20 protein-coding genes are annotated in these 23,396 nt (G+C 44.7%); 6 read left to right on the top strand and 14 right to left on the bottom strand.

From position 1 onward, the window contains the following. Position 1 precedes the first annotated feature (1 nt). The 5 genes from DXD11_RS00830 to argC all read right to left on the bottom strand — a co-directional run bounded on the left by DXD11_RS00830 (position 2) and on the right by argC (position 4,920). Positions 2-688, bottom strand: a complete 687-nt coding sequence (locus tag DXD11_RS00830) for a response regulator transcription factor (protein ID WP_015533197.1) — start codon at positions 686-688, stop codon at positions 2-4. Positions 689-717: 29 nt separating this feature from the next. Further along, entirely contained in the window at positions 718-1,335 is a 618-nt protein-coding gene (locus tag DXD11_RS00825) for a ComEA family DNA-binding protein (protein WP_118757582.1), read from the bottom strand. A gap of 328 nt (positions 1,336-1,663) precedes the next feature. After that, entirely contained in the window at positions 1,664-2,554 is an 891-nt protein-coding gene (argB, locus tag DXD11_RS00820) for an acetylglutamate kinase (RefSeq protein WP_117548634.1), read from the bottom strand. A 43-nt stretch (positions 2,555-2,597) separates the two neighbouring features. Next, the gene (gene argJ / locus DXD11_RS00815; protein WP_118757581.1) at positions 2,598-3,824 is read right to left on the bottom strand and encodes a bifunctional ornithine acetyltransferase/N-acetylglutamate synthase; all 1,227 of its coding nucleotides are present in this window, start codon (positions 3,822-3,824) and stop codon (positions 2,598-2,600) included. Between the two features lie 55 nt (positions 3,825-3,879). Further along, positions 3,880-4,920 carry an N-acetyl-gamma-glutamyl-phosphate reductase gene (argC, locus tag DXD11_RS00810; protein WP_118757580.1) on the bottom strand — a complete coding sequence of 347 codons (1,041 nt, stop codon included), beginning with the start codon at positions 4,918-4,920 and terminating at the stop codon, positions 3,880-3,882. Positions 4,921-5,403: 483 nt separating this feature from the next. Between argC and DXD11_RS00805 the strand changes: the two genes are divergently transcribed. Further along, positions 5,404-6,642, top strand: a complete 1,239-nt coding sequence (locus tag DXD11_RS00805) for an argininosuccinate synthase (protein ID WP_004848633.1) — start codon at positions 5,404-5,406, stop codon at positions 6,640-6,642. Between the two features lie 326 nt (positions 6,643-6,968). Here the strand turns inward: DXD11_RS00805 and DXD11_RS00800 are convergent, their stop codons facing one another. The 5 genes from DXD11_RS00800 to DXD11_RS00780 all read right to left on the bottom strand — a co-directional run bounded on the left by DXD11_RS00800 (position 6,969) and on the right by DXD11_RS00780 (position 13,165). Beyond that, positions 6,969-7,871, bottom strand: coding sequence for an NAD-dependent epimerase/dehydratase family protein (locus tag DXD11_RS00800; RefSeq protein WP_118757579.1), 903 nt, complete (start codon positions 7,869-7,871; stop codon positions 6,969-6,971). 31 nt (positions 7,872-7,902) lie between these two features. Then, positions 7,903-9,717, bottom strand: a complete 1,815-nt coding sequence (locus DXD11_RS00795; RefSeq protein WP_118757578.1) for an alpha-amylase family glycosyl hydrolase — start codon at positions 9,715-9,717, stop codon at positions 7,903-7,905. A gap of 72 nt (positions 9,718-9,789) precedes the next feature. After that, positions 9,790-10,950 carry an ABC transporter permease gene (locus DXD11_RS00790; RefSeq protein ID WP_118757577.1) on the bottom strand — a complete coding sequence of 387 codons (1,161 nt, stop codon included), beginning with the start codon at positions 10,948-10,950 and terminating at the stop codon, positions 9,790-9,792. Then, positions 10,937-12,133 carry an ABC transporter permease gene (locus DXD11_RS00785; protein WP_118757576.1) on the bottom strand — a complete coding sequence of 399 codons (1,197 nt, stop codon included), beginning with the start codon at positions 12,131-12,133 and terminating at the stop codon, positions 10,937-10,939. Before DXD11_RS00785 ends, DXD11_RS00790 begins: the two co-directional genes overlap by 14 nt. Positions 12,134-12,217: 84 nt before the next feature. Further along, positions 12,218-13,165 carry an ABC transporter ATP-binding protein gene (locus DXD11_RS00780; RefSeq protein ID WP_015533202.1) on the bottom strand — a complete coding sequence of 316 codons (948 nt, stop codon included), beginning with the start codon at positions 13,163-13,165 and terminating at the stop codon, positions 12,218-12,220. Between the two features lie 302 nt (positions 13,166-13,467). On the opposite strand from DXD11_RS00780, the gene DXD11_RS00775 reads away from it, so the two are divergent. Next, complete coding sequence (locus tag DXD11_RS00775; protein ID WP_118757575.1) at positions 13,468-14,625, top strand: sensor histidine kinase; 1,158 nt, start codon at positions 13,468-13,470, stop codon at positions 14,623-14,625. A gap of 53 nt (positions 14,626-14,678) precedes the next feature. After that, positions 14,679-15,332, top strand: a complete 654-nt coding sequence (locus tag DXD11_RS00770) for a response regulator transcription factor (RefSeq protein ID WP_118016722.1) — start codon at positions 14,679-14,681, stop codon at positions 15,330-15,332. Positions 15,333-15,447: 115 nt separating this feature from the next. Here the strand turns inward: DXD11_RS00770 and DXD11_RS00765 are convergent, their stop codons facing one another. Next, a complete protein-coding gene (locus DXD11_RS00765; protein ID WP_015533206.1) occupies positions 15,448-16,062 on the bottom strand; it encodes an SH3 domain-containing protein in 615 nt (204 codons plus the stop codon). Positions 16,063-16,342: 280 nt separating this feature from the next. Between DXD11_RS00765 and DXD11_RS00760 the strand changes: the two genes are divergently transcribed. Beyond that, positions 16,343-17,068: a pseudouridine synthase gene (locus tag DXD11_RS00760; protein ID WP_015533207.1), complete on the top strand. Its 726-nt coding sequence runs from the start codon at positions 16,343-16,345 to the stop codon at positions 17,066-17,068. 51 nt (positions 17,069-17,119) lie between these two features. On the opposite strand, the gene DXD11_RS00755 is transcribed toward DXD11_RS00760, so the two are convergent. Then, positions 17,120-18,232 (bottom strand): N-acetylmuramoyl-L-alanine amidase family protein, encoded by a 1,113-nt coding sequence (locus DXD11_RS00755; RefSeq protein ID WP_015533208.1) that lies wholly within the window; start codon positions 18,230-18,232, stop codon positions 17,120-17,122. 106 nt (positions 18,233-18,338) lie between these two features. Then, positions 18,339-19,610 carry a M18 family aminopeptidase gene (locus DXD11_RS00750; protein WP_118757574.1) on the bottom strand — a complete coding sequence of 424 codons (1,272 nt, stop codon included), beginning with the start codon at positions 19,608-19,610 and terminating at the stop codon, positions 18,339-18,341. Between the two features lie 274 nt (positions 19,611-19,884). Between DXD11_RS00750 and DXD11_RS00745 the strand changes: the two genes are divergently transcribed. Continuing rightward, positions 19,885-20,979, top strand: a complete 1,095-nt coding sequence (locus DXD11_RS00745) for a prephenate dehydrogenase (protein WP_243105791.1) — start codon at positions 19,885-19,887, stop codon at positions 20,977-20,979. A 64-nt stretch (positions 20,980-21,043) separates the two neighbouring features. Then, positions 21,044-22,321, top strand: coding sequence for a 3-phosphoshikimate 1-carboxyvinyltransferase (gene aroA / locus DXD11_RS00740; RefSeq protein ID WP_118757572.1), 1,278 nt, complete (start codon positions 21,044-21,046; stop codon positions 22,319-22,321). Positions 22,322-22,497: 176 nt separating this feature from the next. On the opposite strand, the gene DXD11_RS00735 is transcribed toward aroA, so the two are convergent. Next, positions 22,498-23,394 (bottom strand): hypothetical protein, encoded by an 897-nt coding sequence (locus DXD11_RS00735; RefSeq protein WP_118757571.1) that lies wholly within the window; start codon positions 23,392-23,394, stop codon positions 22,498-22,500. Positions 23,395-23,396 lie beyond the last annotated feature (2 nt).

Below are 23,396 nucleotides of genomic sequence, written 5' to 3'. Positions count from 1 at the left end.
ATCAGCCCTTGAAGAAATATCCTACTCCCCATTTTGTATGAATGTATACCGGCTCACCCGGATTAGCTTCTATCTTCTCACGAAGTCTTCTAACATGCACATCAACTGTTCTCGCATCTCCCGGGTAGGAATCTCCCCAGATCGTATTCAGGAGTTCATTTCTTGAATATACCTTGTTTGGATGCGCCATGAGCAGCTCAAGAAGGTCAAACTCCTTGGCTGTCAGATTAAGCTCCTTACCACCGACAAATACACGTCTGCTGTCAAGCTCAACCTTCATTCCGTTGATCTCCATTACATTTGACGGTTTTGCAGGTGCCTGCTTGCGGTTGCTTCTTCTAAGTATAGCCTTGATCCTGGCCTTCACCTCAAGAATATTAAATGGCTTTGTTATATAGTCATCTGCACCATACTCAAGTCCCATGATCTTATCCATGTCCTCACCCTTTGCAGTGAGCATGATAATTGGGACATTTGAAAATTCCCTGACCATCTGACACACCTCTATTCCGGTATATACAGGTATCATTATATCCAGAAGCACTATATCATAATCGTTGGCCTTTATCTTCTCTATAGCCTCGCCACCATCATAGGCTGTATCCACTTCCATATCATCCTGTTCCAGGCTGAACTTCAAGCCCTTAACAATCAACTTCTCATCATCCACAACAAGAACTTTCTTCATCTTAACATCCTTTCTACCCCGAGACTCATTTACTCTGTCGATATATATGTCTCCAGTTTCTCATATATACTGTCTCCTATGCCACTGACATTCTTAAGGTCTTCTTTACAGGCAAATGCTCCATTCTTCCGTCTGTACTCGACAATCTGTGAGGCCTTCGTCTCGCCTATTCCCGGTAACGTCATAAGCTCCGCAGCATCTGCACTGTTGATGTTGACCAGTCTCTGTTCCGGCGCATCTGTCCCACCTTCGCTCTCTTCCGGAAGCTGTTCACCTCCGACAGGGAAGTACAGCTTCTGACCATCCTCAAGCACATCTGCAAGATTCACCGCAACGGTATCTGCGTCATCGGAGAATCCTCCCGCCGCCTCAAGGCCATCATTCGCCCTGGATCCGGCTTCGAGCTCATATACACCCTCATTCTTCACTGCTCCGCATACAAAAACTGTTATGTATTCTGGAATTTCTGAATGTATCGTTACGCTCTCGTCTGCTCCGGCTTCTTCCGCGCCTTGCTGCGAAGCTTTCTCCGTAACATTCTCTTCTGAATTACCGGATATAGTTACCTGTTCTTCTCCACAGCCGGAACACAATAATGTCATCGTCAGCACGCATAAATATGCTAAATTTTTAATTATTTTCTTCATCGTGCGACACCTCCTGTGTCAGCACAGAATTACACAGGTTTATTGTATCTAAACACCTCTGAATTTACAACAATATATTTCTATTTTATTTCATTTTTGTTACTTTTTTCACAAAAGAGCCCTTTTATCCCTTATTCATTGATACTTTTTACAATACATAAAAATGTAACATTTTTATAAACTCCCCGATTCAGATCAGACATAAAAAAACAGCATACATGACCGGTAATCTTCCATCCTTACAGATGGCTGTCCACCATGGTCATATATACTGTTTTATAATTTACTATTTTAATATTTGAAGCTTTGTTATATTCTGCCCTGCATCCTAGAATAAAGGCTCCTTGAGGATAGCTGTTCCGATACCCTTCTGGGTGAAGAACTCAAGAAGCAGGCAGTGCTGGAGACGTCCATCGAGGATATGCACTCTTGAAACTCCGTTCTCCATGGCTGAGATACAGTTGTTAAGCTTCGGAAGCATACCGCCGCCGACAACACCCTTCTCTATGATGTCCTTTGCCTCATGTATATCCATCTCTGAGATAAGTGTCGACTTGTCTGTTGGATCAATAAATACTCCCTCGATATCTGTGAGGAATACAAGCTTCTCAGCCTCAAGAGCTGTAGCGACTGCACATGCAGCGTCATCAGCGTTGATATTGTAATCCTCGTAATTCTCATCCACACCTATAGGTGCTATAACAGGGATGAAATCATCCTCGATGAGTGATGTGAGGATAGATGTGTCAACCTTTGTTATCTCTCCCACATAACCTATATCCTTGCCACCAGGGAACTTCTTCTTGACAGTGAACATACCGCCGTCCTTGCCGCTGATTCCGACTGCCTTAAGTCCGATCTTCTGCATGAGGCTTACGAGGCTCTTGTTGACCTTGCCGAGAACCATCTCTGCGATCTCCATAGTCTCTGCATCTGTCACACGGAGACCATTGATAAATTCTGCCTCCTTGCCAACCTTCTCAACCCACTTGCTGATCTCCTTACCGCCACCATGTACGATGACCGGTTTCATTCCAACGAGCTTTAACATGGCAACGTCCTTGATGACGTTGTACTTGAGGTTCTCGTCAAGCATAGCGCTTCCGCCATACTTTACTACCACTGTCTTACCCTGGAACTTCTTGATATACGGCATAGCCTCTATCAGCGTCTGTGCCTTCTCAATTACCTGATCTACTGTGTAATCACCTATAACCAATTCTCTGTCCTTCTTTCTTCTATTTCATATTATTGACTACAGTCTATTTTCTGTAATCCGCATTTATCTTGATGTAATCATATGTGAGATCACAGCCCCACGCTGTGGCCGTCTCATCTCCCATATTCATATGCGCCTTGAGCTTTATCTGCTTCTCAGAAAGTATGTGGCTTGCTTCCTTCTCATCGTAATCAGTTGTCACTCCATGCTTTACGATCTCAAGATGTCCTGCCACACTGGCTATCTCTATATCCACCCTGTATGGATCAAACTTCACGCCGCTCTGTCCCATGGCGCACACTATTCTGCCCCAGTTGGCATCAGCTCCGTACATGGCGCACTTTACAAGATTGGAGGCCACTATCGCCTTTGCCAGATGTCTTGCAGTATCCTTATCCGGCATGCCCGACACATCCACCTGAAACATCTTGGTAGCACCCTCGCCGTCCGAGGCTATCGCCCTGACAAATGCGCGGTTGATATATCTTATTGCCTCGACAAATGCAGGAAAGTCGTCATCGGTCTCCAGCAGTTCCTCGTTGCCCGCCATGCCATTTGCAAATATCATGACAGTGTCGTTGGTGGACATATCTCCGTCCACTGACACCATGTTGTATGTATCGACCACATCAGCCTTAAGCACCTTGCCCAGCAGCTCTGAACTGATATTCAGGTCTGTCGTGATAAAGCTGAGTACGGTTCCCAGGTTAGGATTGATCATTCCTGATCCCTTACACATACCTCCGATGGTGACCTGCTGCCCCTTGATCTCTAAAGTTACGGCTATCTCCTTCTTATAGATATCAGTCGTCTTGATCGCCTCCGCGGCATCCACTCCGGCATCTATAGAATATGAAAGCTCCGACACCAGCATATCTATACCGCTCTGTATGACATCCATCGGAAGTCTCATTCCTATGACTCCTGTAGAAGCCACCGCAACCGTGCTTGGATCTATGCCAAGGCTCTTACCTACATGAGCCGCCATGGCCTCCGCATCATGGATTCCCTGCTCTCCGGTACAGGTATTTGCCACACCGCTGTTTACCACCAGCGCCTGACACATTCCCACATTCTGGCAAAGCCGCCTGTCGTATATGACCGGAGCCGCCTGAACCATGTTCTGTGTAAATGCTCCTGCCACATGAGCCGGAACATCGCTCACCAAAAGTGCCATATCTTTTTTCAGTTTATTTCTTCTTATTCCAACGTGAAGTCCCGCTGCCCTAAAGCCCGCAGGGGCGGTCACGCCTCCCGGAATTATCTTCATCCTACCACCTTATTTCCAAGTGTCTATTTTGAGGCAAATGCTTCAAACCTGATGTTTATGGGAAAACAGGAGCCATGCGAAGACCCTCAGCCTCGTCAAATCCAAACATGATGTTCATGTTCTGCACAGCCTGACCTGCTGCTCCCTTTACGAGATTGTCAAGTGCACCCATGGCGATGACTCTGTTTGTTCTCTCATCTATCTTGAAATTGACATCCACATAGTTACTTCCCTCAACCCATCTTGTCTCAGGACATACATCCTTGTCGAGGACTCTGATAAATCTCTCATTTGCATAGTACTTATCGTATGCAGCTCTCACTGTATCGTAGTCGACCTTCTCCTTGAGGTTGGCATATGCTGTTACAAGTATTCCTCTGTTCATAGGAACAAGATGTGGAGTGAAATTAATGACTATCGGACTTCCATTCGCATATCCAAGCTGCTCCTCTATCTCAGGGGTATGTCTGTGTGTTGTAACACCATAAGCCTTGATGCTCTCGTTGACCTCACAGTAGAGATTTGCGATCTTCGCGCCTCTTCCTGCACCTGATGTTCCAGACTTAGCATCAACGATGATGGAGTTGGCATCAACCAGACCTTCCTTAACCAGTGGGTAGAGTGAAATGATCGAACAAGTTGTATAACATCCAGGATTTGCAAGAAGTCTGCACTTCTTTATATCCTCCCTGTTTATCTCACAGAGACCATACACAGCCTCGTCAATAAACTGTGGGCTCTTGTGCTCTATCTTGTACCACTTCTCATAAGTAGCAACATCCTTTATTCTGAAATCTGCACTGAGGTCTATGATCTTGACCTTGGACAGTATCTCCTCATTTACCAGTGATCCGCACAGTCCCTGTGGTGTGGCGGTAAATATTACATCTACCTGTGAGGCAAGCTCCTCCATGTTGTCATCCATACACTTTGCATCCACGATCTGGAACATGTTGCCGTATACCTGATAATACTTCTGATCTATAAAGCTTCTTGATCCATACCATACGATCTCCGCTTCCTTATGTCCAAGAAGAATTCTTACTATCTCCTGTCCTGCATATCCTGTTGATCCGATAATTCCTACCTTAATCATAACTGCCTCCATAATTTATATGTACTTTTTCTATATCTGTATAAAGACATACTCTGTTTGATTGTATACCTGACAATGTATATCGTCAACATACACTATTTAATATGTAGAAATACACTCATTACCCTGAGCTTTTGTATCTCTGTTCCTCGTTTCCTCTGCGGAAACTTTTATAATTATACATTTACAACGTATAATATGCAATGGTTTTTTTGAATATTTGCATATTTGTCCAAAATATACGATTTATCAGCATTTTTGCCACCATTTTGCTCTGTATTTATGCATATTTTTCATGAATAATATACGGTGAACGAATGAATATTTTGAAAAATCACTTGCATAATATACATTTGCGTTGTATAGTTCATGTAGAAAATGTCATATAGAGGGTCCCGTTCCGCCGGACAGAGCTCTTGTGATGTGCGTAGATGTATCTTTATTGCATCTGCTCTATATTTATAAATAGGAGGATTTATTAAAATGGCTAAAGAAAAAGTTGTACTGGCTTATTCAGGCGGTCTTGATACCACTGCCATCATCCCATGGTTAAAGGAGACATACGGATACGATGTTATCTGTGCATGTATAGATGTAGGTCAGGAGAGTGAGCTTGAGGGACTTGACGAGAGGGCAAAGTATTCAGGAGCTGAGAAGCTTTACATCATCGATGTTGTAGACGAGCTCTGCGATGAGTACATCATGCCAACAGTTCAGGCTGACGCTGTATATGAGAACAAGTACCTTCTCGGTACTTCATTTGCAAGACCTATCATTGCCAAGAAGCTCGTTGAGGTTGCACGTAAGGAAGGCGCTGTTGCCATCTGCCACGGAGCTACAGGTAAGGGTAACGACCAGCTTCGTTTTGAGCTTTCTATCAAGGCTCTTGCACCGGACATCAAGGTTATCGCTACATGGAGACAGCCTGAGTGGACAATGCAGTCACGTGAGGATGAGATCGCTTTCTGTAAGGCACACGGCATCGATCTTCCATTTGATGCAAAGCATTCTTACAGCCGTGACCGTAACATCTGGCACATCAGCCATGAGGGCCTTGAGCTTGAGAATCCTGCAAATGAGCCAAACTACGATGACCTTCTGGTTCTCTCAGTTACACCTGAGAAGGCACCTGATGAGCCTGAGTACATCGACCTTGACTTCGAGAAGGGCTACCCTGTAGCACTCAACGGCAAGAAGATGAAGACTTCTGATATCATCCGTGAGCTGAACAAGCTCGGCGGAAAGCACGGTATCGGTATCATCGATATCGTTGAGAACCGTGTTGTCGGCATGAAGTCACGTGGTGTATACGAGACACCTGGTGGAACTATCCTTACAGAGGCTCATAAGCAGCTTGAGGAGCTCACACTTGACCGTGATACCATGGAGTACAAGAAGCTTGTCGGAACAAAGTTCGCAGCACTTGTATATGAAGGAAAGTGGTTCTGCACTCTCCGCGAGAGCCTTTCAGCATTTGTTGCCAAGACTGAGGAGCGTGTAACTGGTCATGTAAAGATGAAGCTCTACAAGGGTAACATCATCAAGGCTGGTACTACATCAGATTATACTCTGTACTCAGAGAGCCTTGCTTCATTCACAACCGGCGACCTCTACGATCACAAGGATGCTTCAGGTTTCATCAACCTGTTCGGTCTTTCAATGAAGGTTCGTGCTATGATGGATCAGAAGCGCGAGGAGAAGGACAACGCCAACAATAAATAATTTATAGATTCTTTACAAAAGAAGCGTGTTGGAATAGTATATAGAAAAGGAAATGGGTTTTTACCACATTTTACTGTTGTGGGTTGCTCGTTTCCTTTTTTATTGATAGAATATCATACAGATATTTCTTACCATTTTCTGCATTCTCACTAATTTCATAAAAATCCCCAACATACCCTTTTAAATACCGGGCAACTCTTAATGAATTTATACACATCGTATATCTCGACGATATTTGAATGTATATCTATAAAAAAAGATCCGGAGCCGAAGCTCCAGATCTCCCTAAATACATATCATTTACAATATCGCTGCACCAACGTACATTATTTTAAATTACAGTCTATATATTCCATATATGACTTTTTCCCAACTTCTGATTCATTTTCCACATACCACTCTGCGCATTCTTTCAATCCATCTTCCAATGATATTGTCTCCGGGTATATTTTGTTCTGCTGCTGCACATCGAGATAATATTCATAGTTATAAAAACTGAAATAATTTCTCTGTTCTATATCCTCACTGACATTTACAAACGCAGGGATCTTATCAAAGCAGGCGTAACACATCGTCACCCAGTCTTTTATAGTGACCTGCTCCACATTTCCCACATTCATGATATGAGTCTCCGGCTTTTCCTCTATTACTCTCTCCATCAGGATACAGAGATCCTTCACATGGAAGAACTGCAGCTTCATTCCACCATCTCCGGGCAGATAAAATGGTCTGTCCGCCCTGGCGCAGTCAAATACAAAAGCCTCCCTGTATACATTGTTCATAGGTCCATAAATATATGGTGGCCTGAGTATGTAAGCATCACTCACTCTGTCAAGTAATGCATCCTCCGCAGCAATCTTATCCGTACCATATGACCCCCAGTATCTGTTGAGTGCCCGTTCTGAATCTTCACGGAATGGCTGATCTCCATACTCTGGATACACTGCACTTGAGCTGATCATGATATACTGACCAAATGAACCAAGGCTGTCACATAAGTCTGTGATATCTTCCGCATTATATGCGGTTATATCCGCCACAACATCAAAATAGATGTCTTTGAGTTTGTCTCCCAGGTCATGCCTGTCCGCTTCTATAAGCTTCGCACCTGGAACCTGCGGTCTTGAATTTCTGTTGACCACATACACCTCATAGCCTTTGTCCACAAAATACTGCGCCGCATACCGGCTTACAAATACTGTACCACCCGTTATTAGTATTTTCTTCATGGAGAGCCTCCTTTAAATTGGGATTTTTTATCTACTCACCAAGCTCCAGCACCACACTCTCATTTCCAGCTAATTTCACTGAACTAAGGTCTGACACATCTGTCTCACCAGAACTTGAATAAAGTACATCTGTGACTGTTATATCTCCGCACTCCGCAAGCGATACCGTCTGATCGCCCTCTGCAAAGTTGTGCACCACCAGCAGTTTCTGTCCATCCGCCTCACGGAAGTACGCTATCACACTGTCGCTTATGAGCGCTGCCGCTCTGTAGCTTCCTTTCATAAGGGCAGGATTGTCTTTTCTAAGCGCTATAAGTGTCTTGTAATATGAATACATTGAATCCGGATCTTTCATCTGTTGGTCAAGTCCCTTTGTCTCTGCATTCTGATCGTCCTTTTCCCACGACGTATTATATGTACTGTCACCTCCCCAAAGGAAAGGCGTCCTTATCATCTCATCCGGCTTGCTGCCGTACATTCCAAGCTCCTCGCCATAATATATATATGGATTGCCTGGAAGTGTCATATATACCGCTGCTATCTGTCTCGCCTTATCCAGACTGTTCACCGACGATGCTATCCTGTCCTGATCGTGATTTGCTCCAAATACTCCATTCAGATAGTTGACATCCACGCCGTCATATTTATTCTGTATATTCTCTATCGCCACGGAAAGAGAATCGCCAAATCCTGGCACCGCCATGCCTTTCTGTACGCAGTTCAGTATCTTCTGCTGAATTGCAAAATCAAACTTCGTGTCAAATGGCTGGACATAATTTTCCAGCACCTTGTCATCCTGCCATACCTCACCCACCAGGTATACATCAGGATTTATGCTCTCGCAGTAACCGGCAAATTCGTTCCACCAGGTGATGTTTGCCGCTTCAGAATCTTCCTGCTGCTTGAACTCATGCGCCCCATAGATATGAACTGCGGCGTCCATACGGAAGCCATCAAGACCAAGCTCCAGAAAATGACCGGCGGCATCCTTCGCAGCCTGTCTAACATCCGGATTGTTATAGTTCAGATCCGGCATATCCGCGCCGAACACACCATAATAATAGAAGTCTCCTTCCTGGTGCCACACCATATCTCCCCAGCTTGATTTGTCGAGGAGATGATTGCAGTCTTTCTTGTCGGTCTTGTACACCCACCTGTAATAATCTCTGTACTCGCTGTTCTCATCTGACTTTGCAGCCTGAAACCACGGATGATTGATACTGGTGTGATTGATGACCAGATCCATGATGACTTTCATGCCTCTGCTGTGTGCCTCATCAAGCAATCTTTTAAGATCATCCTCTGTTCCGTAATCGGGATTCACCGTCATGTAATCCGTCACCGAATACCCGTGATAAGTATCGGATGCAGTGATCGGCATGAGCCATATCCCGTCGATTCCAAGTTTCTGCAAATAGTCAAGTTTCTCCGTGATGCCATTCAGATCGCCTATACCATCGCCGTCTGAATCGGCAAATGATCTGACAAATATCTCGTAATACACACCGCGATTACCCTCTTCGTCGGTCTTCTTACGAGTCTCTGCCGCAAACTCCGCCACGTCATACGAATCACTTGAGTATGTTCCCTCTACATAAGGCTCATCCTTGTCTTCCGTAGCTTTTTTTGACTCCTGTCCATCTCCTTCTGATGCTCCGGCATCTGTCTGATCGTTTGTCTGACCATCCGCCAAAGTCTCTGCTTCTGACGACGCAGCACCGTCCGCTCCGTCATCTGTTTTGCCGCACCCTGTACCGAGTCCAAGTGTAAGGGCCAGCATAACCACTGCAAGTCTCTTCTGCAGTCTGAGTAAGTTGTTCTGTTTCAGCACTTTCTTTTTAAGCACTTTCTCGTTCCTCCTATACTCCCTCCAAAGAACATTATAACAGACCCTACATTATAACTTCCAGTGTATTTTTTAAGCCATAGCCCTGCCGGCGGTCTTGTACCTGTCAACGATCACTCCAACAAGTATGAACAGAACGGCAAAGAGCACCTGAACTCCCATGCTCACAAATATTCCTGCCACCGAACTGCCAGATGTGAAATTGTCGATGGCATCCGTTGCATTTGCGTACCAGTATGCCGGGAGGAAATGTGCTATCGCCATCACTGTGTCACTTAAGAACTCTCTCGGCACAAATATCCCGCAGAGGAATGCCATTCCAAGTGATATGACATTTGCACACATGGAAAGAATCTGTTCACTCTGGGTAAGCTTGCTAACCAGAAATGCCAGCGAGAGTGCTACACAGGCATACACCAGCATATTGAGTATGAACATTCCGCCCCTTGCTGAGACTATATCATATTTTATAAGTATTCTGGAAAGTACTATAAATACTACAGACAATACGCATCCAGTAAACATCATCCCCAGGACAAGTTCCCTGTTCAGCCTGAAAAATTTGTATGATGAGCACTCTATTCTCGCTCTAAGCTTTTTCCTGTTATATACCTGCAAAACAGGCGCTACCCCAATTATCATAACGCATATCATGACCCACCCCAGATAGTTGTAAAAATTATATAACATGGAATGTCCTGAGGTCTTTCCTTCGGCCATATCGACTTCAGCCTTCTGCTCAAGTGCCGTCCTCGCTCTCTTATCGGCATCGTTCACATCATCTCCGGCCCTCTTGTACAGAGACACCATATTCATGTAGCTGTCAAGCCTTGTCTCAAACAGCATGGACGCCTGACTTCCCGGGATGGTCGTTATCTCAAGCAGACCATCCGCAGTATCATTTGCCCATGCATCGCCAAAGCCATCTGGTATCCTGATCACACAATCCACCGCCCTGTTGTAGAGAGCATCCTGAATACCTCGTTCGTCCATATCAACGCCATATACAAGCTGCTGCGTATCATTCAGGTAAGCCATCAATTTTCTGCTCATCTCACTGCCATCCTCATCGCTCACCGCATATTTGATCGTTTTATCCTTATAATAGTTCTGTGGATCTGTGTTTCCCACATTGATGAACACAATCATGACTCCACACAGGATTCCCACATACATGATCATCTGCCCAACATATTTTCTCAAAACCTTGAAAAAAGATTTAAACACTTGCATATCTGTTCCTCCTTACCATGAGAATCCCAACTGCTATGAGCACCACAGCCTCAATAGTCATTATGACGATATTCTCAGTGAAAACCTGGTGGTCACTGTAAACATTCAGCGCATAGAATGAATCCGATATCAGAGCCGCGGGATTGAGTTTATTTATAATCGGCACGTGCTGCTGTATCTCATACTTTATCCCGTTTATACACAGATCAGAAAGGATGGACATCACCATGGATATTCCGATCACAATACCTATCTTGGTCCCCTCAGCAAGCTTTGATATAGCCCCAACTATGACTCCTATTGCCAGACCGATAAAGCAGCCCACAAACAGAGTAAGCAGGATCTCCCATACTCTGTCGCCAAAATCCACTCCTATGCAGGACATGTATATAAAGCTTATGACCTCGACCACAAAATGTATAATCAGCAGTGCAGCAAACTCTGCCAAAACAAATGTCATTTTTCTCTGTGGGGACACATTTTTTCTCTTTCCCGTAGCGCTCACATTTGCCTGAAGATTGCTCATCATCTCTATAGATGAAAGTGATGCAAACAGACAGCTCATGGCAAATATGGCATAGAAATAATTGTTATACACATTCTGGCTGCCCTCAGTGCTGGCCTTCTCTGTATAATATGATCTCTGTTCTGAGAGTTTTTCCACAAGGTCCGACATATCATCCACGCCGGAAGTCCCAGACATATACTGTTGGAGTCCAATGCCATCAGAAGCCATCCCCCCCTTAGGTTCGGTGCCCTCCTTATATATATCCTTAAGTGCATGCTCGTACTGCTTGTACTCAGAAAGCACTGTCTCAAGTATGCTCGCATTGACAGAGCTCTCTGCAACTGTAAGTCTCACATAATCTGTATATATGATGCCCTCGACCTCTTCATCAGCCAGTGACATCTCCGCATCGCTTTCGCTCATTCTCGTAACCGACAGAAGGGCATCATCGCCATCCGACAGCGCATCCAGCATATAGTTAAGTCCATTTATCGATTCATCTTCAGTGACCACTGCCACCTTGATATTCCTGAACATCTCATCCTGTTCATATATGTTGCCAAATGCCATGTACATGAAAGTGGCAAGCAGTATAGGAAATACCAGTGTCCAGAAAATAGACACCTTGGCACGCATCAATATCTTTATCGTATATAGGAAATCCCGTATAAACATATTTCTCTCCTTTTAATCCCGGTTCATCTGAAATATACAAATATTTGTTTCTTCAACAAATCCATAATCCAGCTTACATTCAGATCAGTCTCTAAGTTCCTTGCCTGTGATCTCCAGAAATACATCGTTGAGCGTCGGGAGTTCCGTAACTACCCTGCCAAATGATATGTCGTGCTCCTTGAAAAATTCCATGAGCCTCACCAGATTGTGTCTTCCACCAGAATATCTCAGCGTCAACATACCATCGCTATATTCCTCCTCATACATATGCGGCTGTCTGCGAAGCTCCGATATCTGTTTGCCTGTAAGTCCAAGCACCTCAACCTTGATGGTCTCAGTGTTCTTGATCATCTTCTTAAGTTCTTCCTTTGTTCCTACAGCTACAGACTTTCCTTTGTCCATGATGACTATCCTGTCACAGAGCTGCTCGACCTCCTCCATATAATGGGATGTGTATACGATGGTGGCACCTTCCTCATTCAGACGCTTGATCCCCTCAAGTATTCTGTTACGGCTCTGCGGATCGACCGCCACTGTCGGTTCATCGAAGAATATAAGTTTTGGCTTATGCGCTATTCCGCAGGCAATATTCAGTCTTCGCAGCAGTCCACCCGAGAGCTTCTTTGGAAGGAATTTCCTGTAATCCGCAATATCCACGAAATCCATTGTCTCCTCAACACATTTGCGTCTCTTCTCTTTGTCCTTTATATAGAGGCCGCAGAAGTAATCAATATTCTCATATACAGTCAGTTCATCGAACACCGCCACATCCTGCATGACCACTCCGATCTCTCTCTTGATATCGTAGCTGTCGGGCTTCATCTCTTTGCCAAATACCTTTATATCGCCCTTGTCAAATGTGAGCAGGGACAGTATACAATTTATAGTTGTCGTTTTGCCGGAGCCGTTTGGTCCAAGGAGTCCAAGTATCTCCCCCGCCTTCACCGTCAAACTGAAATGATCCAGCGCCAGTAGATCTTTGTACCTCTTTACCAGATTGGTAACCTCTATTGCATTTTCTGAATTACTCATATATATCCTCCTGTTTTGATATCCTGTTTTTTGACCCTCATTATCTTATGAGTGTCGTTCATAACATGATAGTCTGCACTCATCAGCATGCTACATTCTTTATTACATGCTCTCATTATATACACCCTTGATCTGTTTTCACAGTGAACAACGTCATCTTCACAATGTGACATTTGTCATGTTTCTTTTTCCCTCATATTTATTTATAATAATTATTACACTAGGCTGCACACACTGTCTGGCACGGCTATTCAGACAGCACGATATATACTACAGCATTTTCTACATTATGGAGAATAATTATGAAACACCTCATCAACAAAGGACTCCTGCTGGTCTCAGCATTTGTCATGATATATGCGCATAATACTGCCACGGACACCCGGCTCATCATCGCACTACTCCTGTCGCTCATTGCCGGTGCGGTCTATCCGGCACTTGCCGGGATCTCCGCAGTGGACAGAGCCACCACGAAGGGCGCCGAGAACCACAGCAGAATATATCCATACATATGCGAGGCACTGGTATGCGCGTATCTTGTATCCGCATTCTGGCTGCACCCAGTCTATATGTTCGTGCCCATAGTCAGCTACGACATGTACAGATACAGACAACGGCTGTCACCAGTCATACTTGTCCTGTTATCCATATACATGTGCGTCAACTATCCTCTGATGTCAGTTCTCCCGCAGATATGCCTCATCGCATTCTCATTTGCTATGAGCGTGTACTGCTGCCGGATAAATCTACTGAGGGCGGAGCTTCATGCCATGAGGGACAATACTGCAGAACACGACATGCTGGTTGCACAGAATACACGCCAGTTGCTGGAAAATCAGGACAACATGGTGCTCACCGCCACCCTGTCAGAGCGAAATAGGATTGCCCGGGATATTCATGACAATGTCGGTCATATGCTCACCAGATCCATACTTCAGACCGGTGCCATCAAAGTTATCAACAAAGACGAGCGTCTTGAGAAGCCCCTGGCACAGCTGCAATCTACGCTGGATACCGCCATGGACAGCATGAGAAAAAGTGTCCACGATCTACACGATGAATCCATAGACCTGCGCACCGCTCTAGATGATGTGATCAACAACGTCAGCGACATGGACATCTACATGGATTACGACATGTCAGATAAGCTTCCAAGAGAGATCAAATACTCATTCATCAACATAGTAAAGGAAGCCATTAACAATACGCTGAAGCACAGCAACGGCGACCATATGGATATCCGCGTGCGGGAACACCCGGCATTTTATCAACTGTATATAACAGACAATGGACAGAACATCCGCTCCGGTCTATCCCCGGCACAAGGAAGCGCTTCTGGCGGGATGGGCTTAAATGGTATCCTGGAAAGAGTAAACAAACTTGGAGGCACAATGAAGATATCAACCGACGACGGATTTTCCATATTGATCAATATCATGAAAAGAGATTTTACAGACTGAATTCCAAACAGATATGCAAAATATCCTGATTATAAATAGGAGGAAACCGACAAATGAATGTAGTTATAATAGATGACGACCAACTGGTGGCACTGTCACTTCAGACCATACTCGAAGCCTGCGACGACATACAGGTATCCGCCACAGGAGGCAGTGGAGCTGATGCGATCAGACTGTACGAAGAATATCAACCGGATGTTCTACTCATGGACATCCGCATGGAGAACATAAATGGCCTTGAGGCTTCTGAGAATATCATGGTCTCTCACCCGGATGCCCGCATTCTTCTCCTGACAACATTTTCAGATGACGAATATATAATCAAAGCACTGAGTATCGGGGCAAAGGGATATATACTGAAGCAGAATTTTGAGAGCATCGCACCGGCAGTAAAGGCAGTATACAATGGACAGACTGTATTCGGGGATGAGATAGTTGGAAAGCTCCCTGATCTTATTGGACATATGGACACTACCTCATCAGATGTCCAGCCATCGCCATTTGCCGGAATGGAATACGAACTCAGTTCCAAGGAAATGAATATTATCAGACTTGTTGCAGATGGACTGAATAACAAAGAAATCGCATCAAGCCTGTATCTGAGCGAGGGTACAGTGAGAAACTATATCAGTTCCATCCTTGACAAGCTGCAGCTGAGAGACCGCACACAGCTGGCGTGCTTCTACTACAAAAAGCTAACCAATTGAGCAACAGTCAATACAACACTAAAAAAGCAAGCCGCACGCCATCCTTGAATGACATGCGGCTTGCTTTTTCTGTCTTACTGTGTTGTACCTGGGTGAGGGGTACTCATATACACTACTACTGAAGTGAGGCATCCACACTTACATATTCTGTTGAAATATATCCGATCGAGCCATCGTATAACTGAACTCCTATCCAGCTCTCATCCTGTGATACAACGTCGAACATCTCTCCACTGTTCACTGTAGCTATGATATCTGATTCTGATGACTGCTCTGTATGGACATACACACCATCATATATCACTGATGCTGTTACGCCCGGAAGCACCTCTGAAGGGGTCTCTTCTGTTGTCGCTTCCTCTGTTGTCACTGCCTCGGTAGACGCTGAAGTCACAGACTGTATACTACCTGATGCATTGCTGGCAACTCTGGCCGTATCGTTGGCCGATACTGAACTTCCTGCAGGCACCACTGCGTCGATGGCAAGCTGCACACTGCTGTCTGCCATCATCACTGCCTGACTCTTGTTGATAGTCACACTATCATTCGCATATAATTCATCCGCAAGCGGGTCAGCCTTCTCTCCAAAACTTATGACAGCAAATACACAAAGAGCCATTACAACCACAAGTGCTGTCATCAAAATGTTATGTCTTAAATATTTATAACTGAGAACATTCCTTCTCATGTGATCTACAAATCTTCCAAACTTACTGCGTGATCTAGTCATTAATTTTTCCTCTTTTACCCTTAATCCAAGCTATTTTCTATGTAGTATTTCGTAATCTAAATTTTACAAAGTTACCGCATTTGTTACATTTCTGTTAAATATAATACACTACACATGTGCATGTGTCAACTGATTCTGACAAAAAAATACCAATTTCTAGTGGTTTTACACAACTGTTTGTAACGACATGTTGTGTTTTGTAACATTTAACTTTTCTGCTGAAAAAAGCGCATTTTCGTGGTATCATATGACATCATACAGTCAACAAAAGGAGTACATTATGAGACTTGATAAATTTCTAGTTGAAATGGGGATCGGCAGCCGCAGTCAGGTAAAGCAGTATGTGAAAAAAGGCACTGTCACCGTCAATGGTGCCCCGGTTAAATCCTCAGATGTAAAGATAGATGAGAACAACGATACTATAAAATATAATGGCAGGATTCTGAATTATTCCAGATACAGATATTTCCTCCTGAACAAACCTGCGGGGTGTGTAAGCGCCACCAAAGATAACGTGCATCAGACCGTTATCGATCTGCTAAAAGGAGAAAATACAAAAGACCTGTCACCCGTGGGACGGCTGGATATAGACACAGAAGGACTTCTACTTCTGACAAATGACGGAGCACTGACCCACCATCTTCTGTCTCCTGCACACCACATTCCCAAGACATATTACGCAGAGATTGACGGATATGTAACAGATGATACCATAAACCTTTTCGCCACAGGTGTGGATATCGGAGATGAAAAACCTACACTGCCCGCAGATCTGCGCATATTATCTTCCGACAGCACCGCTGCCAGATCGGAGATCGAACTCATAATAACAGAGGGACGTTTTCACCAGGTCAAGCGAATGTTTGAGGCCGTTGGCATGAAAGTTACTTTTCTGCGAAGAATTGCAATGGGTGAGCTGAAGATAGACGAATCGCTTCCAACAGGTGCCTACAGAAGTCTCTCGGAAGAAGAGGTCAGTCTTCTCCGGTTCGATATGCCACAATAAAAATAGAGAACAGGAAATCCTGTTCTCTATTTTTATTTATGTTACTGACTTCTATTCTGTAATATATTTATCAAGGCCATCTGCTATTCCCTTGGCGATCTTGTTCTGATAATCGTCTGTTACAAGAAGTGCCTCCTCAGATGCTGTAGTCATATAGCCAACTTCCACTATGGTTACCGGAACTGTACTCCAGTTTATTCCGCTCATGGTATCCGTCTCCCATATTCCATCGCTCTTAGCTCCTGTGGAAGCCAGAAGTCCTGATAAAACATCCGTGGCAAGACTCTTGCACTGATCATAGATAGCTGAATTATATGGATTAGATGATGTCTGACATACTGTCATCACACCTGTCGCATTACCGTCTGTCGATCCATTTGTATGGATCTTTATAACTGCATCTGCCTTAAGGTTGTTCGCATATTCTGCTCTCGTCGCATTACTTATATCAACATCATTCGATGTTCTGATCATCTTAACTGTATAGCCTCTGGATGTGAGCTCTGCCTCAAGCTTCTGTGCGATCTGAAGATTCAGCTCATATTCCTTTATTCCTGTTGATACACCTGTGTTGCCAACGGTTGCCTTTACTTTTGTCTCTGTAGCAGCAGGGCCTATCGGCTCGGTCTCTTCATTTGCATTCTGCTGATGTCCGGCATCTATAACTATCATCTTGCCCTCACCAACATTGGATGTAGTTCCCTGTTCTGTGGATGCATCCGATGAATTCTCTGTTGTCGCCTCAGTCGATGCATCAGACTTATCTCCTCCGCCTACGACCTCAAGGAGCTCTGAGAATATATAATATTCCCCACCATCTATAGATACCTTGCTCCACTCATCGTTATAACCGATTCTGTCCAGCTCAACATCATTTGCAACTTCCTGATATATCTCTCCATCAGTTGATGGGCTCGTTCTGACATTCACATAGTCAAGAGTCTTTACTTTGTCATTACATATTGTAAAGCCATCCTTGTCCTTCTCCGGCTGTGCCTCAGTGGTTGCTTCCGTAGTCGCCACCGTCACTGCCTCTGTGGTCGCCTCTGTCTCCGTCGGATTGGCTGTAGTAGCATCGTCACCTTTGCTTCCGCATCCGGCAAATGCCAGCATGGAAGCAAGTCCAAAGCAGAGCACTGCATATTTTAAATGTTTCTTCTTCATGAGTATCCTCCGTAAGTGATTATTGAAGTTAAAAATACATCATCTTATTGTAACACAATCGTAATAACTGCACAAGTAAATTGCTCAAATACCTGATTTCAACATACTACATTCCAAATACGGCCCCGCACAGCTTCTCAAGCTGGGCATAATCCTCCGCACTTCCAAGCTCCACCGCTGAATGCATAGCCAGTATCGGTATTCCCATGTCCACAGCCCTGACCGGCAGATAAGATGAAGCTATAGGACCAAGAGTCTGTCCTCCTGCCATCCCCGATCTGTTCACCTGTCGCTGTATCTTTATATCATGTTTTCTCGACAGAGCCATGATAACCGCAGATGCCTCACTGTCAGACACATATCTCTGGCTCGCACTTGATTTGAGTGCCACTCCGCGCCCCATTACAATCTGATTTGTCGGATCACTTTTCTCTGAATAATTGGGATGGGTTGCGTGCGCCACATCAAGTGACAGCATAAATGCATCTCTCATAAGGCGTCTTCCTGCTCCATCCCCAATGTCCAATCCTTCCATGATTCGCTTTATTATCTCTGACAGAAGCACTGAATCTGCTCCCTGCTTCGATCTGCTGCCTATCTCCTCATTGTCAAACAATGCTATAACATTTGTATTATTGCCATTTGTCTCTCTGCACATGGTGTCAACAAGCGCTGACACGGAAGTTACATTGTCAAGTCTCGGAGAAGCTATCATATCCTTATCTGCCCCAACTATCTCCATTCCATCCATGTTATACAGATATAGATCATAATCAAGAATATCGTCCTTCAAAATCCCAAGGTCATCTGCCACATACTGTAATATATCTTTGTCTTTCACCTTCTGACCATCCAGACCATATACAGGTATGAGCTCCTTCTGCACATTCATTTTCTCCCCGGGTGCATCCTTTCTCAGATGCGGTGCAAGGCTTGGCACTATGCACATGGCACGCTCTGAATCATACAGATACGTCTTCGGCCTGAACGGATCCGTGGTCTGCGCCATGACCTTGCCCGCGATTCCAAGCGGTCTGTCAAACCATGTCTCCTTGATAAGTCCGCCGTACGGCTCTACATTCAGTGTCTGGTAGCCGCTTCTGTTCATATCCGGCTGAGTCTTGATCTTGAGCATAGGAAAATCTGTATGTGCAAGGCCGATATTCAGCCTGCCATACTCAGGCATCTCCCCTGCGGCAAACGCCACCATCATAGATGAGTATGGCTTCACATAATATCTTCCTCCGGCCGTGAGCTCCCAGCGTTCTCCCATATCAAGCTCCATGTAACCGTGATCCTGCAGCATGGCTTCACATTCCTTCACTACATGAAACTGTGTGACACCGGCGTCAAGTAGTCTGCAAAGTGTATCTATCATAATAAATTATCCTCCTTATAATGGTCGGTCGACAAACGCACACATCAGTATACTTTCTTATGTGCATCGTCCGCGTTCTCCACAAAGATTTTAGTACAAATCTTCAGCTTATACAATTCCCTTACTTCTTATTTTAGCTTAATATCCACATCTGATATTCAAGTTTTTTTATCGCAATGTGAATCTTCTCTTGCCCTGTCATTCAAAAGGCTGTATAATCGCCAATAGATACTTTAACGCTTTTATGCGTCAAACTGTTAAAGGAGAACATAAAATGAATGTTTTTTCAATAGGATTTATCGGTCTGGGACTTATCGGAGGATCTATAGCCAAATCCATCCACCGCATTTTCCCTGATTACAGAATAGTCGGTTTTGACAATAATCTATCTACACTCAAGGAAGCTGTCTCCGATGGGACACTGACTGAATATACAGATGATATCCATACCATAGCAGAATGTAACTATATCTTTCTGTGCGCACCGGTCCACTATAATATAGAATACCTGCGCCAGCTAGGGCCATTCCTTACAGACAGCACCATACTGACTGATGTCGGAAGCGTAAAGCTCGACATATACGAAGCAGTCCAGGAGCTTGGGCTTGCCAGGTATTTTGTCGGCGGGCATCCTATGGTCGGCTCTGAGAGATCCGGCTACGAGGCGGCAACCGACAGGCTCATAGAGAATGCCTACTACTTCATCACGCCAGCAGATGGAGTTCTGCCGGGCAAGACTGAGGAATTCTCCACATTTATCGGAGATCTGGGCGCAATACCGATCACATACTCACCTGTTGAGCACGACCGTATAACCTCTTACATAAGCCATGTTCCCCACGTCATAGCAGCGTCACTGGTCAACCTTGTCGCAGCGGCAGACAGCCCGGACAATATATTCAAATCACTGGCAGCCGGAGGTTTCAAAGATATAACCAGGATCGCATCCTCCAATCCGGTGGTATGGGAGCACATTCTTCTGGCAAATCCTGACAATATCGTAAACGGTCTTCAGGAATATGTTGAGCTTATAGACAAAATGATTTATCATATTAAGCAGCGCGATGCGGCTGGGATAAATGCTTTTTTTGCATCCGCCAGAGATTACAGAGATTCCATTCCTAACAACAGCAGCGGTGTCATAAGAATGCACCATGAACTGTTTGTAGATATCCCTGACGAGGCTGGTGCGCTGGCAGAGGTGACAGCTTTTATCGCAGAGGCAAAGATAAGCCTCAAGAACATCGGAGTCTCCCACAACCGGGAGGATGAGGAAGGGGTTCTCAGACTCTCATTCTACGATGCTGATGCAAGACGGAATGCGCAGGATGTGCTGAAGGCCGCAGGCTATAAGATTTATAACCGTTAAGAGCCGGAGAATAAAATATTTTAACCAGACATATTACACTAGATTAAAGGAATACTGAGAATTTATGAAGATCAACAGAGTAAAATCACTTAACGGAGAGCTAACAATACCGGGGGACAAATCCATCTCCCACCGTTCCATCATGTTCGGCTCAATCGCAGATGGAATAACCGAGGTACACGGATTTTTAAATGGAGCAGACTGTATATCGTCCATGAACTGTTTCAGGCAGATGGGTATAGACATTGATTACGACGGCAGTGTCGTTACTGTACACGGCAAAGGACTGCATGGACTGTCAAAGCCTGAAGGCACACTCGATGTCGGCAACAGCGGAACAACCACCAGACTTATATCGGGTATACTTGCCGCTCAGCCATTTGCAAGCAGACTCATAGGTGATGCTTCTATATGTAAGCGTCCTATGAAGAGAATCATGACGCCTCTCTCCATGATGGGTGCCGACATCACATCCGAACTCGGAAATGACTGTGCACCGCTCCTTATAAACGGAAAGGAACTCCATGGAATACACTACAACTCACCTGTCGCGTCAGCACAGGTAAAGTCATGTGTACTCCTTGCCGGACTCTATGCAGACGGCGAGACAAGTGTCACCGAGCCATATGTGTCAAGAAACCACACTGAACTCATGCTTGAGTCATTTGGCGGCAATATAAAAACAGAGGGAACTACGGCTACCGTAAAGCCTGTGGATAAGCTTGTTGGACAGAAGATACTTGTACCTGGAGATATATCATCAGCTGCTTACTTCCTTGTTGCAGGACTTATCACTCCGAACTCATGCATCACCATCAAAAATGTTGGCATCAACCCGACCAGAGATGGAATACTGGAAGTCATCAAAGCAATGGGCGGCGATATGGAATACTCCAATGTAGTGAGCGGATGCGGTGAGCCAACCGCTGACATAACAGTCAGGACATCAAGTCTCAAGGGCTGTGTCATTGAGGGTTCCATCATACCAAAGCTCATAGATGAGATCCCTGCCATAGCAGTTCTCGCATGCTTTGCAGATGGCGAGACTATCATCAGGGATGCCCAGGAGCTCAAGGTCAAGGAATCCAACAGAATAGATGTCATGGTAAACGCCCTCTCATCCATGGGTGCAGACATAACTGCAACTGATGACGGCATGATAATACGCGGCGGAAAGCCTCTTCACGGTGCAGTGATTGACAGTCACTTGGACCACAGAATCGCCATGAGTTTTGCCATCGCAGGACTTAACGCTGATGGCGATACAGAGATCACCGGAGCCGAGTGCGTGAACATCTCATATCCGGGATTTTATGATGATCTGGGTGGGCTGGAACGTTAAAGATATAAAGATTATTTTTAGCACAAATAAAGGCTACACTACAGTCTGTGATGCTTTGCATCCTACCAGACAGCTGTGTTGCCTTTATTTGTGTTACTTTTTATCCTAATAATTTAATGATATCCTGCTCTGTCCAATATTCATTTTACCACAGTTCATGGACTATTCACAACAGCTTACTCCGTTGCCCTCTCAAACTCATCAGTTCCAGTATCTTCCCAGTTTGTCTTTCCACTGCTTATCACTTCTCCACTGGAAAATACATATGCATAGATATCTTCTATTTCGGCGCTGCCATAATCATATGTTCCATCACCGCCTTTTTCAGTACGATACCTTACATACAGACCGCACTTCCCATTTTCTGACTTGCCATCATATACAATGTATTCCACTGTAGTATCACTTTCAGACAATATACATCTTGATGATGACTCCGAGGCGCCGTAATATACTTCGAATTTTCCAGCTGTGGCATCTGAATATTTCTCAAAGATCGCCTGATACCCGACTGTAATTTCCTTATTTTCTGGCTGATCATTTACATCAGGATCAACAGAGGAATCAGTGGAGCTCTCTGCATTCTCCCTGCTGTCACCCGAAGCTTTTTCCGTTATCGCAGAGTCTTGTTCGCTGTCTTTTTCTATATCCGTATCTTCTCTTCTATATCTGGTCGTGAGACGTCTACTGCTGGTCTGCCCATTAAAACGCATGGTCACAAGCTCGTCACGCTGTTCAGAACCAGACACTACCACCTCCACACGATCAATATACCATGTCGTCTTTAGATCGCTTTCGTCAAATCTTGCACCATCATTTGCCACTTCAAATGACCTATATGCAACCGTCTTCTCCTTGCCCTTCAGCACCAGTCTTCCATGGGCAGCTCCAAATGGAAAATCCGGGTCACCAACAGAATAGATCACAAGTTCATAATCACCATCTGGAGACGTTGACACACTTATCTGCTCAGCTTCGTAACGCGTCTTATATCTAACATAACCTAATGGCAGCAACACCACCATTACCAATATGCAGGCTATGATAACAACATACTTTGGTATCTTATTCATGA

Source organism: Coprococcus sp. TF11-13, assembly GCF_003481085.1.
GTDB classification, from domain to species: domain Bacteria; phylum Bacillota; class Clostridia; order Lachnospirales; family Lachnospiraceae; genus Coprococcus; species Coprococcus aceti.
Note: the sequence above shows the minus strand (reverse complement) of the source record. Positions and strands in the feature narration are given on the sequence as shown.